The following is an 18,411-nucleotide window of genomic DNA, read 5'->3' as shown; positions in this document are numbered from 1 at the left end:
TGTTGTGATTGATAACAACAAGAGGTCGTAGGGATGAATAAATCGTTAATCGCCGCAGCCGTGGCAGGGGCTGTATTAGTGTCAGGCGCCGCGTACGCGCAGACCGCGCCGGAAGGCTACCAGCTTCAGCAAGTATTGATGATGAGTCGGCATAACTTACGTGCACCTTTAGCCAATAACGGCAGCGTTCTTGAGCAGTCCACGCCTAAACAATGGCCGGAATGGGATGTTCCTGGCGGGCAACTCACCACCAAAGGCGGCGTGCTGGAAGTCTATATGGGTCACTACATGCGTGAGTGGCTGGCAGAGCAAGGGATGGTAAAAACGGGCGAATGTCCGGCTCCGGACACGGTCTATACCTATGCGAATAGCCTACAGCGTACGGTTGCTACGGCGCAGTTCTTTGTCACCGGCGCATTCCCGGGGTGCGATGTTCCAGTTCATCATCAGGAAAAAATGGGCACTATGGATCCCACCTTTAACCCGGTGATCACCGATGATTCTGCCGCCTTCAGCCAGCAGGCTGTCCAGGCGATGGAAAAAGAGCGCAGCAAAATGCAGCTCAGCGACAGCTATCAATTGCTTGAGCAAATGACAGACTACAAAGACTCGCCATCCTGCAAAGAAAAACAGCAGTTTTCCCTGAGCGACGCCAAAGATACGTTTAGCGCCAAATACCAGCAGGAGCCGGGGGTGTCAGGACCATTAAAGGTGGGGAACTCGCTGGTCGATGCTTTCACGCTGCAATATTACGAAGGATTCCCGATGGACCAGGTCGCCTGGGGGGAAATTAAGTCCGATCAACAGTGGAAGGTGCTGTCGAAGCTGAAAAATGGCTATCAGGACAGCCTGTTCACCTCGCCGGAAGTGGCGCAGAACGTCGCCAAACCGCTGGTGAAATATATTGATAATGCGCTGGTCACCGAACGCATGAAAGCACCGAAAATAACCGTGCTGGTGGGGCATGACTCAAACATTGCTTCGCTGCTTACCGCGCTGGATTTCAAACCGTATCAGCTTCACGACCAGAACGAGCGTACGCCGATCGGCGGGAAGATTGTCTTCCAGCGCTGGCATGACAGCAAGGCGAATCGTGATCTGATGAAAATCGAATATGTCTATCAAAGCTCGCAGCAGTTGCGTAATGCGGATGTCCTGACGCTGAAATCCCCGGCGCAGCGTGTGACGCTGGAGCTGAAAGGGTGTCCGGTAGATGCGAACGGCTTCTGCCCAATCGATAAGTTCGATAGCGTGTTGAATGAGGCGGCGAAGTAAAAGAAAAACTCCCCCGTGCGAGCGGGGGAGTCAGAGCGCTAGACGTTTTTGCGTTCGATAGTCTGTTCACCCCAAAAGAGCGAATCTTTGTCTGTTTTCTCAAAGGCTTTGATGAGCACCTCATCGCTACCTTCTTCCCAAATTTTTTCCGCCAGTTTCTCGTCATAATGCGCGACTTCAAAAATGGCTTCGGCTATTTCCGGCGATGTATTGCGCAGACTTGCCCATTCACCGACGTGATGGGCTTTCGCTTCTTGAGTTGGCATTCGAATCCTCCTGTTGAAGATTAGCCGTTGAGTTTTACTGCCAGACCTGCGACATATTCACCCTGATAGCGGGCGATAGACAACTCTTCCTGACTTGGCTGACGGGATCCATCGCCTCCGGCGATAGTGGTTGCGCCGTAAGGCGTACCGCCGCGAACCTGTGAGACATCAAACAGCTCTTGCGCTGCGTAGCCGATCGGCACAATCACCATCCCATGATGGGCAAGCGTCGTCCAGGTTGAGGTAATGGTTTGTTCCTGACCGCCGCCGGTCCCCGTTGAGCTGAATACGCTGGCGAGTTTGCCGTACAGCGCGCCGGAAGCCCACAGCCCGCCAGTCTGGTCAAGGAAGGTACGCATCTGGCCGGACATATTGCCAAAGCGTGTGGGGGTACCAAAAATGATGGCGTCGTAATCAGCCAGTTCTTGCGGGGTGGCGACTGGTGCATTTTGTGTTTTACCGCCCGCCTTGAGGAAAATCTCAGGCTGCATGGTTTCCGGTACACGCTTAATGATGACTTCCGCGCCGTCTACCTTATTCGCGCCTTCTGCAACTGCATGGGCCATAGTTTCAATGTGTCCGTACATGGAATAATAAAGCACCAGAACTTTTGCCATTTTACACTACTCCTCGAGTTAACCGTGTCCGTAGCGATTCGCTACCTACCTATAAAGATATGACGTACTGTCAGGAGTGCAAATTTCACAAACACTTCTTTGATTTATAACAATTTTTATAACATCCTCTTTTGTTGCAAAATGATACATATTTAACCGTGCGAAATTTGGCAGTCATAAGAAAGGCTTATTGATTTCTTCTTGTTATTATTTTGATCATGCAGCGGATCCTGTTGCAGGATATTACAATTTGCTGGTCAACAGGCCGGTCTTCGCTAAGCTTAATTCCACGCAGTGAAAACAAGGGCCTCGCCCAGACGCTGCGTTGAGGTATCACTCCTCAGTACCTATGCAATATGATGTCTAATCAATGACGGAGGTCAGTAATGGCAAACCATCGAGGCGGTTCCGGTAACTTTGCGGAAGACCGCGAAAGAGCATCAGAAGCAGGTCGAAAAGGTGGCCAGCACAGCGGGGGCAACTTCAAGAATGACCCGCAACGCGCTTCAGAAGCAGGCAAGAAAGGGGGCAAAAATAGCCACGGCAACAATAAATCGTAATTATTGCATTGCCTGTTAGTTATGTCGTGACGGTCTCGTGTTTCATCTTAGCCGTCACGAAGCCACCGCCGCCGGGATCATCCGGCGGTTTTTTTTGTCAGCAAGGTTGAACTGTAACAAAACGCAACGCAGACTGAATGACATTCTGTTAATCGGGTGTCTCATGTCTTTACTTTCTCGTTATTCCTTTTCGGTTAAACCTCAGGAGGCGATCCTCATTGTGATCACCATGTTCTGGGGTGGAACGTTTTTGGCGGTGCAATATGCCGTTACTCTGAGCGGGCCCTTTTTCTTTGTCGGTGTGCGTTTTGCTACTGCCGCGCTGGCCGTTGCGCTTCTGTCGTGGCGAACGCTGCATAAGCTGACCTGGCTGGAGTTTAAAGCTGGCGTGGCGATCGGCATTGCGATAGCGCTGGGCTATAGCCTGCAAACCTGGGGCTTGCAGTTTATTCCCAGCAGTAAATCGGCGTTTATTACCGCGATGTACGTACCGCTGGTGCCGCTGTTGCAATGGCTGTGCCTGGGGCGTATGCCTGGCCTGATGCCGTGTGTCGGGATTGTACTGGCCTTTATCGGGTTGATTTTTCTTGCCGGGCCGGGGGGAAATTTACTGGCGCTGGGTGACGGTGAGTGGATCACGCTCGCGGGCGCGGTGGCGATTGCGGCAGAAATTATTCTGATTAGCGCGTGGGCGGGAAAAGTAGATGTGCGTCGGGTAACGGTGGTGCAACTGGCAACCGCTTCTGTGGCGGCGTTTATTGCCATGGCCCCGGCAGGAGAGTCTGTACCGCCGATGTCGACAGGATTGCTGGTGGTCGCGCTGGGATTAGGAATTTTTAGCGCGATTATTCAGGTCACCATGAACTGGGCGCAGCGCAGCGTTTCGCCGACGCGGGCGACGGTCATCTACACCGGAGAGCCGGTGTGGGCGGGGATCTTTGGTCGTCTGGCGGGTGAACGCCTACCGCTACTGGCTTTGTTAGGCGCGGCATTCATTATTGTTGGCGTGCTGGTCAGCGAACTGAAGTTCAAGAAGAAAAAAGCGCAGCCGCAGGCGGCGCCTCCTGAATCGCTTTAATTTAACCATTCACCGTGTGATTTGGTATGCTGACGCCCTCACAAGAAGGAGAGGGCGCATGGTCCAACGCGCAGAGAAAAAAAACGGTAAACGCTCGCAGGCCGTCAGTGCAAAACGTCAGGCTATTTTAACCGCGGCATTAAATATCTTCTCCCAATATGGGATCCACGGTACGCGTCTGGAACAGGTAGCAGAGCAGGCGGGGGTGTCAAAAACGAATCTGCTCTATTACTACCCGTCAAAAGAGGTGCTCTATATTGCCGTTTTACGGCAAATCCTCGACATCTGGCTGGCACCGCTAAAGGCGTTTCGCGAAGACTTTGCGCCGCTGGTGGCCATTAAAGAATATATTCGCCTGAAGCTGGAAGTGTCGCGCGATTACCCGCAGGCTTCCCGGTTATTCTGCATGGAGATGCTGGCGGGCGCGCCATTGTTGATGGCTGAATTAACGGGCGATCTTAAAACGCTGATTGATGAGAAATCGGCGTTGATTGCCGGATGGGTCAGCAGTGGGAAACTGGCTCCTGTCGATCCGCACCATCTGATTTTCATGATTTGGGCTTCAACACAGCATTATGCAGACTTTGCCCCACAGGTAGAGGCGGTAACGGGCGCAACGCTGCGTGATGAAGCCTTTTTTAACCAGACCGTTGAGAGCGTACAGCGGATGATTATCGAAGGGATCCGCGTGCGTTAGCTGGCAGGCGGTAGCGGACAGCTTAAATCGCCTTCTTCACACTGTAAAAGCGAGGCGAGAAACGCTTCGCGCTCGTTGGTCTTATCCGTTAAACACTGGCTGGAAATCATCGCCTGGGCGCTTCCGCCTTCGGTACCGGAACTGATTAACGCACAGTCTGCATCGCGCAGGGTTATCCACGAAGTTTGCGCTTTTTTCAGTAAATCGCGCTGGGTCGGGGCGGCGCGCTTCAGCGCATTCTGATACGTTTCATTAAGTTTGGCGTCGGCCGCTTTAAACTGCTCTGCCGCACAGGTGTTCATTTCAGCTTGATTATTCGCGTTGGCGCAGTCATCTGCCAGCGCCTGGCCGCTCAGCAGCAGCGCTGCACATGTCAGTAAAATTCGTTTCATGTTTCCCTCTGACTTTATAAAAAAGGCCCCGTTACCGGAGCCTTAATTAACCACAACCTTAGCCGATTGTCATCAGGCTGGCGTTGCCTCCGGCGGCGGCGGTATTGACGCTCAGGGAGCGTTCAATATACAGCCTTTCAAGCAGGATATTGCTTTCGCCGCGGGCAAAGCCCTGAACCGACACAATCGCTCCTTCACGGGCCGCCACCGCTTCACACAGCGCGCGAAGCTGATCGGAATCGCCATGGAAAATCACGGCATCAAACGGCTGCGTGGCGATGTTGTCCGCTTTGGCAAACTGAATTCGCCCGGAGACTGCAACTGGCAGACGTTTTGCCAGTTCACGATGGAACGCATCATCCGGCCACAGGATCAAGCTTCCCACCGAAGTCACAGCGGCAACCTGCACCAGCGCATCCTGCTCGTCATCAGCGATACACAGTACGCGCTCGCGCGGTAACAGTGTCCAGGTATTGCGCTCGCCGGTTGGTCCTGGCAGCAGACGTTGTGTTCCGGCCTGCGCCAGTTCACCAAACTGCTGGCAAAGCGCACGCAGCGACGGACGATCGGCGGCCCATTCGGTGAGTGCTTCCAGCGGTTGCACGAGAGCCGCTTTGAGCTGCGCATCGACAGGGTAGTCTGCATCCTGACGGGCAAGCGTAATGCCCAGCGCATTCTCCGGGCGGTTAGCCAGTAGGCGGTACAGGTACAGCGGTCCACCTGCTTTTGGTCCGGTTCCTGACAAGCCTTCGCCACCGAATGGCTGCACCCCGACGACGGCGCCAACCATATTACGGTTAACGTACAGGTTCCCCACATGTGCAGATCCCGTGACCTGAGCGATGGTTTCATCGATACGGGTGTGGACGCCCAGCGTCAGGCCATAGCCGGAGGCATTAATTTGTTCAATCAGGCTGCCCAGATTGTTACGGGTGTAACGCACGACATGCAGTACCGGACCGAACACCTCTTTTTGTAATTCATCGAAGCTTTCCAGCTCGATAAGCGTCGGGGCGATGAAGGTACCGGTTTGCCATTCCCGCGCATCGTCACTGTTCTCACGCACGGCCTGGAATACCGGACGTCCTTTGGCGCGCATGGCCTGAATATGGCGCTCAATATTGGCTTTGGCTTCTTCATCGATAACCGGCCCAATATCGGTAGTCAGGCGACCCGGATTACCCATGCGGCATTCCGCCATCGCCCCGCGCAGCATTTTCAGCGTGTGGTCGGCAATATCATCCTGCAGACACAGGACGCGCAGCGCGGAGCAGCGCTGTCCGGCACTGTCAAAAGCAGAAGCCAACACGTCGACCACCACCTGTTCCGTTAACGCTGAGGAGTCGACGATCATCGCGTTCATGCCACCGGTTTCGGCGATAAGTGGGATTGGACGGCCCTGAGCATCAAGGCGGGTCGCAATATTGCGTTGCAACAGCGTGGCGACTTCCGTCGAGCCGGTAAACATCACGCCGCGTACGCGCTCATCGGAAGTGAGCTGCGCCCCGACGGTTTCGCCCTGGCCTGGCAGCAGTTGTACCACGCCTGGCGGTACGCCCGCTTCGAGTAAAATAGCGATACCCTGGGCGGCAATCAGCGGGGTTTGTTCCGCTGGTTTTGCCAGTACGCTGTTGCCTGCGGCCAGCGCGGCGGCAATCTGTCCGCTGAAAATGGCCAGCGGGAAGTTCCACGGGCTGATACAAACTACCGGGCCTAACGGACGGTGGGTTTCATTATCGAAGTCATCGCGTACCTGGCCTGCATAATAGTGCAAGAAGTCTACCGCTTCGCGCACTTCTGCAATGGCGTTGCTGAAGGTTTTACCCGCTTCGCGTACCAGAATGCCAATTAATTGCTGCATCTGGCCTTCCATCAGAACGGCAGCGCGATGCAAAATAGCGGCGCGCTCTTGTGGCGGCGTCGCAAACCAGATTGGCGCATTATTAACGGCGTTTTGTAATGCCTGTTCCACTTCGCTGTGAGTCGCTTCACGCACGTAGCCGACAATGTCTTTTGGCTCGGCCGGGTTAACGACCGGCGTCATTTCACCGTCAGCAACCGGCTGCTCGAGAATCGGTTTGGCATGCCATTTTTGCAGCGCGCTATTGAGCAGGGCAGAGGACAGCGAGGCCAGACGATGTTCGTTAGCCAAATCCAGTCCGCCTGAGTTTTCCCGGCCTTTACCGTACAGGTCGCGCGGCAGGGGAATCTTCGGATGCGGTAAACCTGTCTGGCCTTCCTGTTGCGCCAGTTTTTCCACAGCTTCGACCGGATCAGCAACCAGTTCGTCCAGCGGCAAAGTGGTGTCAGCAATGCGGTTGACGAACGAGGTGTTGGCGCCGTTTTCCAGCAGACGACGCACCAGGTACGCCAGCAGGGTTTCGTGTGTACCTACCGGTGCATAAATACGGCATGGACGGTTCAGTTTGCCATCCGCGACTTTGCCCGTAACCTGCTCGTACAGGGGTTCGCCCATACCGTGCAGGCACTGGAACTCATACTGACCAGGATAATAGTTTTGCCCCGCTAACTGATAAATCGCTGCCAGCGTGTGGGCGTTATGGGTGGCGAACTGCGGGTAGATCAGATTCGGTACGGCCAGCAGTTTTTTCGCACAGGCCAGATAGGAAACGTCGGTATACACCTTACGGGTATAAACCGGATAGCCTTCCAGACCGTCCATTTGCGCACGTTTGATTTCGCTATCCCAGTATGCGCCCTTAACCAGACGGATCATCAGGCGGCGGCGACTGCGGGTGGCGAGATCGATCAGATAGTCGATAACAAATGGGCAGCGCTTCTGGTAGGCCTGGATAACAAAGCCGATACCGTTCCAGCCCGCCAGTTCGGGTTCGAAGCACAGTTTTTCCAACAGATCGAGGGAGATCTCCAGTCGATCAGCCTCTTCGGCGTCGATATTAATACCGATGTCGTACTGACGGGCCAGCAGTGTCAACGATTTCAGGCGCGGATAGAGTTCATCCATCACGCGGTCATATTGCGCGCGGCTATAGCGCGGGTGCAGCGCCGACAGCTTAATAGAGATACCGGGCCCTTCATAAATGCCGCGTCCATTAGACGCTTTACCAATGGCGTGGATCGCCTGCTGGTAAGAAACCAGATAAGCCTGAGCATCAGCGGCGGTTAGCGCCGCTTCGCCCAGCATGTCGTAGGAGTAGCGGAAACCTTTTTCTTCCAGTTTACGTGCGTTAGCCAGCGCTTCGGCGATGGTTTCCCCGGTGACGAACTGTTCGCCCATCAGGCGCATCGCCATGTCGACGCCTTTACGCACTAAAGGTTCGCCGCTCTTGCCGATAATACGGTTGAGCGAGCGGGAGAGGCTGGCTTCGTTATGCGTAGAAACCAGACGACCGGTAAACAACAGTCCCCAGGTCGCCGCGTTAACGAACAGAGACGGGCTACGCCCAATGTGCGACTGCCAGTTACCGTTGCTGATTTTGTCGCGGATCAACGCATCGCGGGTTGCCTTATCGGGAATACGCAGCAGGGCTTCCGCCAGACACATCAGCGCCACGCCTTCCTGCGAAGAAAGGGAGAACTCCTGCAATAAACCTTGTACCATTCCGGCGCGACCGCTGGCGGTCTTCTGGTTACGCAGTTTGTCGGCCAGATCGTACGCCAGCTTATGCGCCTGCTCGGCGATGGGTTGCGGCAGACGTGCCTGCTCCATCAGCATCGGCACGGCGTCGGTTTCGGCGCGGCGGTACGCGGCGGTGATTGCCGCACGGGAAACGGACTGCGGCAGAATTTGTTCGGCAAATTCCAGGAAAGGCTGATGCGTTTCATTCTGCGGCGTGGTTGACTCCTCGCCCTCATTCGCCGCGCCTGCCAGCAGTGCCGGCAGTTCAGGAAGCGCATCGTCGTTTTCCAGTCTTTCAAGATAATTAAAGATGGCTTGTTTAATCAGCCAATGCGGTGTGCGATCGATTCGTGATGCGGCTGTTTTAATACGCTCGCGAGTGGCGTCATCCAGCTTAACCCCCATCGTGGTGGTTCCCATGCCGTTTACTCCTGTTGTACTGAAATACGGGTCTGATAGTTACCGAGAAATATCCACTATGTTGCAACTTTGTGCAACCGTGTTAAATGTGACGTGGTTTGCAAGCTTGAAAATGAATGAAATGTTAATAAAGTTGGTGTTCGTGACAGGGCGAATAAAAATTACGGAATCTTTTTCTCTGCGGTAGTTAACACTTTTCAAAGGTGCAACCAAGAAAAGTGTGAGAGAGTGCAACCTACAGAAAAATGCTATCTACTCTGGATCAATTTTGATGTAAATGGTGTGTTAAATCGATTGTGAATGACCATCGCTTCCGGCAGGATACGGTCGCCTGGTAAACATAGATATCTTTGCCACGTTCCGGCAGGGTAATAAAACGGCAAGCCACGGCATTGCTGATACATAATTTTGGAGAGTTTTGATGGCTATTAGCACACCGATGTTAGTGACATTCTGTGTCTATATTTTCGGCATGATATTGATAGGGTTTATTGCATGGCGTTCAACCAAAAACTTTGACGATTACATTCTGGGTGGACGCAGTCTGGGTCCATTCGTGACCGCGTTATCCGCTGGCGCATCCGATATGAGTGGCTGGTTGCTGATGGGGCTGCCAGGCGCGATTTTCCTGTCGGGGATTTCAGAAAGCTGGATCGCCATCGGCCTTATTTTGGGCGCATGGATCAACTGGAAGCTGGTGGCCGGACGTTTACGCGTACACACCGAATACAATAACAATGCGCTGACTTTACCGGATTACTTTACCGGTCGCTTTGAAGATAAAAGCCGCATTCTGCGGATTATCTCCGCGCTGGTTATTCTGCTGTTTTTCACCATCTATTGTGCTTCAGGGATTGTGGCAGGGGCGCGTCTGTTTGAAAGCACCTTTGGCATGAGCTACGAAACAGCACTGTGGGCGGGGGCGGCTGCGACGATCATTTATACCTTTATCGGTGGTTTTCTGGCGGTAAGCTGGACTGATACCGTTCAGGCCAGCCTGATGATCTTTGCTCTGATCCTGACGCCGGTCATGGTCATTATCGGCGTGGGTGGATTCGATGATTCGCTGGAAGTGATTAAACAAAAGAGCATTGAGAACGTAGACATGTTCAAAGGGCTGAATTTTGTTGCCATCATTTCTCTGATGGGTTGGGGCCTGGGCTACTTTGGCCAGCCGCATATTCTGGCGCGCTTTATGGCGGCAGATTCTCACCATAGTATTGTGCATGCACGTCGTATTAGCATGACCTGGATGATCCTGTGTCTGGGCGGCGCAGTAGCCGTTGGTTTCTTCGGTATCGCTTACTTTAATAACAACCCGTCGCTGGCAGGTGCCGTTAACCAGAACGCTGAGCGTGTGTTTATTGAACTGGCGCAAATCCTGTTCAACCCGTGGATTGCCGGTATTCTGCTGTCTGCGATCCTCGCGGCGGTGATGTCGACCCTGAGCTGCCAGTTGCTGGTGTGTTCCAGCGCAATCACCGAAGATTTGTACAAAGCGTTCCTGCGTAAAAATGCCAGCCAGAAAGAGCTGGTGTGGATTGGTCGTATCATGGTGCTGGTTGTGGCCCTGGTGTCCATCGCGCTGGCGGCCAACCCGGAGAACCGTGTACTGGGTCTGGTAAGCTACGCCTGGGCAGGCTTTGGCGCGGCGTTTGGTCCGGTGGTTCTGTTCTCGGTAATGTGGTCGCGCATGACCCGCAACGGCGCGCTGGCAGGGATGATCATCGGCGCGGTGACGGTAATCGTCTGGAAGCAGTTTGCCTGGCTGGGTCTGTATGAAATCATCCCTGGCTTTATTTTCGGCAGCATCGGTATTGTCGTCTTTAGTCTGTTGGGTAAAGCGCCATCAACCGCAATGCAGCAACGTTTTGCCGAGGCTGACGCGCATTATCACTCCGCGCCGCCGTCTCGTTTACAGGCAGAATAATCTACCTTTGTCCTCAGGCCCGCCGCGTGCGCAATATCGTTCGGTTAAGCATGTATGGAGAACGTTTTACCCTGAATTAGTTTCCGTTCACCTTATGTGCATTGCTTCTCTGATATCGCTATACCTGTGAACGTGCAAGGGAGGCTCACCGCCGCCTCCCTTGCATCCCAGGCTCCCGGCGGGAAAATCGTCGCTGCGCGAGCTATTCGTCTTATGCCGTCTGCCTGTCGGGTCGGGGCCGAGCCTGTGTCCCTGCAGGCCGTCCCCTCTGTCCGCATCCCTGCGGACAGACCCGGTCAGCCGTCAACGCCTCATCGATTTTCAGCCGGACCGGAGTCATCGCTTCAATGCTCTGACTTCCAGTTAAATCTGTTTTGCTGTTCAGACCAAAAACGCAGATGGTGAGGTGTGGGCTGGTCCGGCTGAAAATTGCCGACGTGTTTCCGTAAGGCCGGGAGAGCCAGCATGGATGCTGGCTCAGGGCGCGCTTTGCAGGGACGCTACCTCGCGCCCGGACCGGTAGCCTGAAGGAATAAGCAGAGGGAACCGCGGAGCGGCAATTTTCCCGCCGGGAGTCGGGATTGTAAAGGGCGTGGCGGAGAACGCCCTTTACACGTTCACAGGAATCGGTGTTTCAGAGAAACGATGTACATGAGGTGAACGGAATCCTTTCCCTGAAATAGCATGTTCATTACCTTCGCGAATACAGGTTGATGCTTTCTGATATAGAGGCGTTAACTTAATGACATTGACGCATGTGGGGGGCTTTTATTACCTACGCTGCAAGCTCGCTATAACCATTACCTGCCTAACCTTTTACATTCAGTCATCATTCTCAAAACATTCTGCTTGAGTTTTTCTTTCCTGTAATGATAATCACTATCACTGTAATTTACTTTTCTTTGCATCAATTGACTGAGAATAACGTTTAAGGGTTCTTCGCATGTTTGTTCCATTTCTAATTATGTTGCGCGAAGGGTTAGAGGCCGCGCTGATTGTCAGCCTGATTGCCAGCTACCTGAAACGGACTCAGCGTGGTCGTTGGATTGGTGTGATGTGGATTGGTGTGCTGCTGGCGGCGGCGTTATGCCTGGCGTTAGGGATTTTCATCAACGAAACCACCGGGGAATTTCCGCAAAAAGAGCAGGAGCTGTTCGAAGGCATCGTGGCGGTCATTGCCGTGGTGATCCTCACCTGGATGGTGTTCTGGATGCGTAAAGTTTCACGTAATGTCAAAGTCCAGCTTGAACAGGCTGTCGATAACGCGTTACAGCGCGGCAACCATCACGGCTGGGCGCTGGTGATGATGGTCTTTTTTGCCGTCGCCCGCGAGGGGCTGGAGTCGGTGTTCTTCCTGCTGGCGGCGTTTCAGCAGGATGTCGGCATCTGGCCGCCGCTGGGCGCGATGCTGGGGCTGGCCACCGCGGTGGTACTGGGTTACCTGATTTACCTCGGCGGTATTCGTCTCAATCTCGGGGCATTCTTCAAGTGGACCAGTCTGTTCATTTTGCTGGTGGCCGCCGGACTCGCTGCTGGAGCCATCCGCGCCTTCCACGAAGCCGGGTTATGGAATCATTTTCAGGATGTGGCGTTTGACATAAGCAGCGTACTTTCGACGCACTCGCTGTTTGGCACGTTGATGGAAGGAATCTTCGGCTATCAGGAGGCGCCAAGCGTGAGTGAAGTGGCTGTCTGGTTTATCTACCTGATTCCGGCATTCATTATTTTTGCGCTACCGCCGCGTTCAGGCACTACGGCATCGCGTACCGCACCTTAAAAAAAACGCGATGCGGAATACTTTTTAGTTACAACATACTTATTCAAAGGACCATGTTATGACGTTTCATTTTCGCCGTAGTGCGCTGCAGTTGGGTATTGCCACGCTGTTTGCATCCGTTTTTTCTGCACAAGCCGCCGATATTCCGCAGGTGAAAGTCACGGTTAACGATAAACAGTGTGAGCCGATGACGATCACGGTTAACGCCGGGAAAACGCAGTTCATCATCCAGAACCACAGCCAGAAAGCGCTGGAGTGGGAGATCCTCAAAGGCGTTATGGTGGTTGAAGAGCGCGAAAACATTGCGCCGGGCTTTAGCCAGAAAATGACGGCCAACCTGCAGCCTGGCGAATATGATATGACCTGTGGTTTGTTGACCAACCCGAAAGGCAAATTGATCGTAAAAGGAAGCGCTACAGCGGATGCCGCGCACAGTGATGCTCTGTTGAGTCTGGGCGGCGCGATTACCGAGTACAAAGCCTACGTGACGGCAGAAACCGCGCAACTGGTAGCGGGTACCAAAGCCTTCACCGATGCGATTAAAGCCGGCGATGTGGAAAAAGCAAAATCCTTGTATGCGCCAACGCGTCAGCACTACGAGCGTATTGAACCGATTGCCGAACTGTTCTCCGATCTCGATGGCAGCATTGATGCGCGGGAAGATGATTACGAACAAAAAGCTGCCGATCCGAAATTTACCGGCTTCCACCGTCTGGAAAAAGCGCTGTTCGGTGACAATACCACCAAAGGGATGGACAAGTATGCCGACCAGTTAAACCACGATGTCCTTGACCTGCAAACGCGTATTAGCGAGCTGGCCTTCCCACCGTCTAAAGTGGTAGGTGGCGCGGCAGGGCTGATCGAAGAAGTGGCAGCCAGCAAAATCAGTGGGGAAGAAGATCGCTACAGCCATACCGATCTGTGGGATTTCCAGGCCAACGTTGATGGCGCGCAGAAAATTGTCGATCTCCTGCGTTCTCAGTTACAAAAATCCAATGCTGAACTGTTAGCGAAGGTGGATGCGAACTTCAAAAAAGTCGATACCATTCTGAGCAAGTACCGTACCAAAGACGGTTTTGAAACCTATGACAAACTGACCGATGCCGATCGCAATGCGCTGAAAGGGCCAATCACGACGCTGGCGGAAGACTTGTCTCAATTACGCGGTGTTCTGGGTCTGGATTAAGCACTATGCAGCAAGATAATGAAAACGGCGTGAGCGAACCTTCACGCCGACGTTTGTTGAAAGGGATGGGCGCTTTGGGCGGCGCGCTGGCGTTGGCCGGCGGATGCCCGGTTGCCCATGCGCAAAAACCGCAAAGCGCGCCGGGAACGTTGTCTCCTGATGCGCGCAGTGAAGTGCAGCCGTTTTATGGCCAACATCAGGCGGGGATCCTGACGCCGCAGCAGGCATCCATGATGCTGGTGGCGTTCGATGTTCTCGCCAGCGATAAGGCCGATCTTGAACGTCTGTTCCGGTTGCTAACCCGTCGTTTTGCGTTTCTGACTACCGGTGGGCCTGCGCCGGATACGCCGAATCCGCGGTTACCGCCGATGGATTCCGGTATCCTTGGCGCATACATCGCACCAGACAATTTGACGATCACGTTGTCGGTCGGATCCTCGCTGTTTGACGAGCGCTATGGTCTGACACCGCAGATGCCGAAAAAGCTGCAAAAAATGACGCGCTTCCCGAATGATTCTCTGGATGCAGCGCTGTGCCATGGCGATCTGCTGTTGCAGATTTGCGCCAACACACAGGACACCGTCATCCACGCGCTGCGCGATATCATCAAACATACGCCCGATCTGCTCAGCGTTCGCTGGAAACGTGAAGGATTTATTTCCGATCACGCCGCGCGCAGTAAAGGGAAAGAGACCCCGGTCAACTTGCTTGGCTTTAAGGACGGTACCGCGAACCCGGACGCTACAGATGCGAAGCTGATGCAAAACGTGGTGTGGGTTACGGACGGGCAGGGCGAACCTGCATGGGCGCAAGGCGGCAGCTATCAGGCCGTGCGGCTCATTCAGTTCCGCGTGGAGTTTTGGGATCGCACGCCGCTGAAAGAACAGCAAACGATTTTTGGTCGCGATAAACACACCGGTGCGCCGCTGGGTATGCAGCATGAGCACGATGTGCCTGACTATGCCAGCGATCCAGAAGGTGAGGTGATTGCGCTCGACAGCCATATCCGTCTGGCAAACCCGCGTACGAAGGAGACCGAGTCCAGCCTGATGATGCGTCGCGGTTATAGTTATTCGCTCGGCGTGACCAATTCCGGTCAACTTGATATGGGACTGTTGTTCGTCTGCTATCAGCACGATCTGGAAAAAGGTTTTCTGACAGTGCAGAAACGCCTGAACGGTGAAGCGCTTGAGGAGTATGTCAAACCAATTGGTGGCGGTTACTTCTTTGCGTTGCCGGGTGTCAAAACCGCAGATCATTATCTCGGACAGAGTCTGCTCGAAGCTTGATATCTATGCCCCGCAGCGCGGCGGGGCTTTTACTGACATCTTCATGAATGAACGAATTATTTTTTATGATCGGTCTGTGAATGAAATAATTTTGTCATCTTTCTGCAAGAGACTGTCTGTAGCGACAAGTCAAAATCAAGTTAATGGCAAGTAAAAATATTGTTGCATTAGCGAAAGATTATGATGTACTTATAAGTAACAGCGGTAGTTCCCGGCGGTGATAGTTGTTCACTATGGAGATCGCGAATGGAAAAGTCCTGTACTGGACACGTTTTTCACAGTAACAGCAGTACCTTACGCGGACGTTTCTCTTCCGGTAGCCACTTCGTCACCGCTAAATCTCTCCCCCTTTCACTTTTTATCCTTGTAACTGACGCCCTGTACGGTGCGCGTAGCCGTGGGTGGCGTCTTATCCAAAAGCAAGCAATGGCTTACAAGGAAGCCAACCCTCAGATGTTCGTGCGCATAATCGTGCCGCTAACGGCGCGTGTGATGTATACCTACAACTCAAGGTGCTATCCATGGGAAGACAAAAAGCAGTGATCAAAGCTCGTCGCGAAGCAAAACGGGTGCTGAGGCGGGACTCGCGTAGCCATAAGCAACGTGAAGATGAATCGGTCACCTCGCTTGTGCAGATGGGCGGCGTAGAAGCGATCGGAATGGCGCGTGATAGTCGCGATGCCACGCCAATCACGGCGCGAAATGAGGCTCAGGCGCACTACCTGAATGCTATCGAGAGTAAACAGCTGATCTTCGCCACCGGTGAAGCCGGGTGTGGTAAAACCTGGATCAGCGCGGCAAAAGCAGCAGAGGCGCTGATCCACAAAGATGTGGACAGGATTATTGTAACCCGTCCGGTTCTGCAAGCTGATGAAGATCTAGGCTTCTTACCTGGAGATGTTTCCGAGAAGTTCGCTCCCTATTTCCGCCCGGTGTATGACGTGCTGGTGAAACGTCTGGGAGCCTCCTTTATGCAATATTGCCTGCGACCTGAGATTGGTAAGGTGGAAATCGCGCCGTTCGCCTATATGCGTGGACGAACATTTGAAAATGCCGTGGTCATTCTTGACGAGGCTCAGAATGTTACTGCTGCGCAAATGAAGATGTTTTTGACTCGCCTCGGGGAAAATGTGACGGTGATTGTGAATGGGGATGTAACCCAGTGCGATCTACCCGCCCACGTTCGCTCAGGGCTAAGCGATGCGCTGGCCCGTTTCGAAGAAGATGAAATGGTTGGGATCGTTCGTTTCAATAAAGATGATTGCGTTCGCTCGGCGCTCTGTCAGCGAACGCTCAACGCTTACAACTGATGAGTACGCCGTCTTCAAGGCCCGGGAAACCGGGCTTTGTTTTTGCGGTATTACAGAATATCTTTTAAGGCGGCAGTCGTCATGGTCGCTTCAAATGGGATCAACTCAACTTTCGCGACGCCAGCCTGCTGGAAGGGATCCTGACTCAGATAGTGTTCTAATTTCTCATCGTCATCACATTTTGCCAATATCACACCACCGGAACGTGGAATTTTGCGGCCTGATGCCAGGAATAAACCTTCCGCATAGCCTTTTTGCAGCCAATCCACGTGGGCAGGAAGTAGGCTATCAACGTCATTCAACGGTTTTATATAGGTTAAAACAACAACATAAATAACACTCATTTTATTGTCCCTGCTTTTTGAAAGTGTATTAACGTAGCATACAACCAGGGAGAGAAAAGATTAATATCAGCACTGTCCTTCCTAAGTTTTAATATTAAAAATGCATATGCAGCATTTATGTCTGTTAATTGTACACTTGTAGGGTGCGGGTGGGTTGGCATGGTTGATGGCTGGCGAAAAAATGGCGGCTATCGCTTAATTGGCGAGTTATTATTAATAATCATGAAACATTCGTGATGAGATAAATATTACGATAATGTTCCAGATCATGAGCGTTTTATATTTTTTAACATATTTGGCAAACTGAAACGCATACTTTCGCTATACTGTAGATCCTTGAATACGCTGCGCTCCCGAACTGGATCCGCCTTCTAATGCTTGAATTAAAAAATATTGCGTGCCTGCGGGATGAACGTCTGCTCTTTTGCCGCCTATCATGTTCTATTCAACCCGGCGAAGTTGTCCAAATATCGGGGCCTAATGGGGCAGGAAAAACCTCTTTATTACAGCTACTAACCGGATTATCAACGCCGAGCGAAGGGCAGATTTTGTGGCAGGGAAAACCGCTGCATCGGATGCGTGACGACTGGCATCGTCAACTGTTGTGGCTTGGCCATCAGGTTGGCGTAAAAGGGGGGCTGACGGCGGAGGAAAATTTGCGTTTTTATCACCCGCAGGCGTCGCTTGAGACGCGCTGGCAAGCGCTGGAGCAGGTCGGACTGGTCGGTTTTGAAGATGTGGCTGTGGCTCAGCTTTCTGCCGGGCAGCAGCGGCGCGTAGCGCTGGCCAGGCTGTGGCTCAGCCGCGCAATGTTCTGGATTTTAGATGAACCTTTTACTGCGCTGGACGTGGCTGGCGTGCAAAAACTGACCACACGACTGGAGCAGCATGTCGTCCATGGCGGCGCAGTTATTCTGACAACCCATCAACCTTTACGGCCTCTCTGCGTCCCGTTGCGCACGATTACGCTCAATGAGTATGAGGCGGCTATGGCATGATCACGCAGATTTTCTGGCGCGACCTGCGTCTTGCCTTTCGTAACTGTGCCGAAATTATCAACCCGCTGTGGTTTTTCTTGATTATCGTCACGCTGTTTCCACTCAGTATTGGCCCGGAGCCGCAGTTGCTGCGGCAAATTGCCCCCGGCATCGTCTGGGTAGCAGCGCTACTCTCCTCGCTGCTGGCAATGGATCGGCTGTTTCGTGATGACTGGCTGGACGGTTCGTTGCAGCAGATGATGCTAATGCCAGTCCCGCTTTCGCTGGTGGTGCTGGCGAAAGTCGCCGCGCACTGGGTGGTTTCCGGGCTACCGCTGTTAATCATTTCGCCGCTTATCGCCACGCTGTTCGGCCTCTCCGTTGCGGAGTGGCAAGTGCTGGCGCTTACGCTATTGTTGGGTACGCCCACGCTAAGTTTTATTGGCGCGATTGGCGTCGGACTGACCGTCGGATTGCGGCGCGGCGGCGTATTGCTCAGCCTGCTGGTGCTGCCGCTGATGATCCCTTTATTAATTTTTGCAACCGCCGCCGTGGGCGCGGCGCAGATGCTGCTGCCGGTTGACGGCTATCTGGCGATTCTCGGGGCCTTCCTGGCAGGAAGCGCCACCTTAAGTCCGTTCGCCACTGCGGCAGCGTTACGAATCAGCGTGCAATAACTTCCGTCATCTCCG

Annotated in this window: 17 protein-coding genes; 12 read left to right on the top strand and 5 right to left on the bottom strand. The window is 53.4% G+C overall.

Annotated elements, in window-relative coordinates; all coding sequences use genetic code 11:
- Nucleotides 1-33 precede the first annotated feature (33 nt).
- The gene (gene agp, locus FDX09_RS22910) at nucleotides 34-1,275 is read left to right on the top strand and encodes a bifunctional glucose-1-phosphatase/inositol phosphatase (RefSeq protein ID WP_137347914.1); all 1,242 of its coding nucleotides are present in this window, start codon (nucleotides 34-36) and stop codon (nucleotides 1,273-1,275) included.
- A gap of 38 nt (nucleotides 1,276-1,313) precedes the next feature.
- Here the strand turns inward: agp and FDX09_RS22905 are convergent, their stop codons facing one another.
- Together FDX09_RS22905 and wrbA are read right to left on the bottom strand one after the other, a co-directional pair.
- A complete protein-coding gene (locus tag FDX09_RS22905) occupies nucleotides 1,314-1,541 on the bottom strand; it encodes a YccJ family protein (RefSeq protein WP_038639537.1) in 228 nt (75 codons plus the stop codon).
- Nucleotides 1,542-1,561: 20 nt separating this feature from the next.
- Nucleotides 1,562-2,158 carry an NAD(P)H:quinone oxidoreductase gene (gene wrbA, locus FDX09_RS22900; RefSeq protein WP_003036019.1) on the bottom strand — a complete coding sequence of 199 codons (597 nt, stop codon included), beginning with the start codon at nucleotides 2,156-2,158 and terminating at the stop codon, nucleotides 1,562-1,564.
- Between the two features lie 386 nt (nucleotides 2,159-2,544).
- On the opposite strand from wrbA, the gene FDX09_RS22895 reads away from it, so the two are divergent.
- The 3 genes from FDX09_RS22895 (at nucleotide 2,545) to rutR (ending at nucleotide 4,493) form a co-directional block, all read left to right on the top strand.
- Nucleotides 2,545-2,718, top strand: a complete 174-nt coding sequence (locus tag FDX09_RS22895) for a general stress protein (protein WP_003036022.1) — start codon at nucleotides 2,545-2,547, stop codon at nucleotides 2,716-2,718.
- Nucleotides 2,719-2,881: 163 nt separating this feature from the next.
- The gene (locus tag FDX09_RS22890) at nucleotides 2,882-3,796 is read left to right on the top strand and encodes a DMT family transporter (protein ID WP_137347913.1); all 915 of its coding nucleotides are present in this window, start codon (nucleotides 2,882-2,884) and stop codon (nucleotides 3,794-3,796) included.
- A gap of 58 nt (nucleotides 3,797-3,854) precedes the next feature.
- Nucleotides 3,855-4,493, top strand: a complete 639-nt coding sequence (gene rutR, locus FDX09_RS22885) for an HTH-type transcriptional regulator RutR (protein ID WP_038639547.1) — start codon at nucleotides 3,855-3,857, stop codon at nucleotides 4,491-4,493.
- Here rutR and FDX09_RS22880 read toward each other — a convergent pair.
- Entirely contained in the window at nucleotides 4,490-4,885 is a 396-nt protein-coding gene (locus FDX09_RS22880) for a lysozyme inhibitor LprI family protein (RefSeq protein ID WP_085048551.1), read from the bottom strand. The genes rutR and FDX09_RS22880 overlap by 4 nt on opposite strands.
- A gap of 58 nt (nucleotides 4,886-4,943) precedes the next feature.
- Complete coding sequence (gene putA, locus FDX09_RS22875) at nucleotides 4,944-8,906, bottom strand: trifunctional transcriptional regulator/proline dehydrogenase/L-glutamate gamma-semialdehyde dehydrogenase (protein ID WP_085048550.1); 3,963 nt, start codon at nucleotides 8,904-8,906, stop codon at nucleotides 4,944-4,946.
- Between the two features lie 421 nt (nucleotides 8,907-9,327).
- Here putA and putP point away from each other — a divergent pair, with 421 nt between their 5' ends.
- The 6 genes from putP to phoH all read left to right on the top strand — a co-directional run bounded on the left by putP (nucleotide 9,328) and on the right by phoH (nucleotide 16,398).
- Nucleotides 9,328-10,836 (top strand): sodium/proline symporter PutP, encoded by a 1,509-nt coding sequence (gene putP / locus FDX09_RS22870; RefSeq protein ID WP_038639556.1) that lies wholly within the window; start codon nucleotides 9,328-9,330, stop codon nucleotides 10,834-10,836.
- Nucleotides 10,837-11,779: 943 nt separating this feature from the next.
- Nucleotides 11,780-12,613, top strand: a complete 834-nt coding sequence (gene efeU / locus FDX09_RS22860) for an iron uptake transporter permease EfeU (protein WP_137347912.1) — start codon at nucleotides 11,780-11,782, stop codon at nucleotides 12,611-12,613.
- A 58-nt stretch (nucleotides 12,614-12,671) separates the two neighbouring features.
- Nucleotides 12,672-13,799, top strand: coding sequence for an iron uptake system protein EfeO (gene efeO / locus FDX09_RS22855; protein ID WP_121528863.1), 1,128 nt, complete (start codon nucleotides 12,672-12,674; stop codon nucleotides 13,797-13,799).
- A 5-nt stretch (nucleotides 13,800-13,804) separates the two neighbouring features.
- Nucleotides 13,805-15,088, top strand: coding sequence for an iron uptake transporter deferrochelatase/peroxidase subunit (gene efeB / locus FDX09_RS22850; protein WP_087856992.1), 1,284 nt, complete (start codon nucleotides 13,805-13,807; stop codon nucleotides 15,086-15,088).
- Between the two features lie 246 nt (nucleotides 15,089-15,334).
- Nucleotides 15,335-15,631, top strand: a complete 297-nt coding sequence (locus tag FDX09_RS23750) for a hypothetical protein (protein WP_170973269.1) — start codon at nucleotides 15,335-15,337, stop codon at nucleotides 15,629-15,631.
- Nucleotides 15,610-16,398: a phosphate starvation-inducible protein PhoH gene (gene phoH, locus FDX09_RS22845; protein ID WP_006685183.1), complete on the top strand. Its 789-nt coding sequence runs from the start codon at nucleotides 15,610-15,612 to the stop codon at nucleotides 16,396-16,398. The genes FDX09_RS23750 and phoH overlap by 22 nt, the downstream gene beginning before the upstream one ends.
- Nucleotides 16,399-16,448: 50 nt before the next feature.
- Here the strand turns inward: phoH and FDX09_RS22840 are convergent, their stop codons facing one another.
- On the bottom strand, nucleotides 16,449-16,742 hold the full coding sequence (locus tag FDX09_RS22840; RefSeq protein WP_121528864.1) for a YciI family protein: 294 nt from the start codon (nucleotides 16,740-16,742) through the stop codon (nucleotides 16,449-16,451).
- Nucleotides 16,743-17,116: 374 nt separating this feature from the next.
- Between FDX09_RS22840 and ccmA the strand changes: the two genes are divergently transcribed.
- Entirely contained in the window at nucleotides 17,117-17,740 is a 624-nt protein-coding gene (gene ccmA, locus FDX09_RS22835; RefSeq protein WP_121528865.1) for a cytochrome c biogenesis heme-transporting ATPase CcmA, read from the top strand.
- Nucleotides 17,737-18,396 carry a heme exporter protein CcmB gene (gene ccmB / locus FDX09_RS22830; RefSeq protein WP_069323296.1) on the top strand — a complete coding sequence of 220 codons (660 nt, stop codon included), beginning with the start codon at nucleotides 17,737-17,739 and terminating at the stop codon, nucleotides 18,394-18,396. The genes ccmA and ccmB overlap by 4 nt, the downstream gene beginning before the upstream one ends.
- The last annotated feature ends 15 nt before the right edge of the window (nucleotides 18,397-18,411 follow it).

The organism is Citrobacter sp. wls717, assembly GCF_005280955.1.
GTDB classification, from domain to species: Bacteria; Pseudomonadota; Gammaproteobacteria; order Enterobacterales; family Enterobacteriaceae; genus Citrobacter; species Citrobacter werkmanii.
Note: the sequence above shows the minus strand (reverse complement) of the source record. Positions and strands in the feature narration are given on the sequence as shown.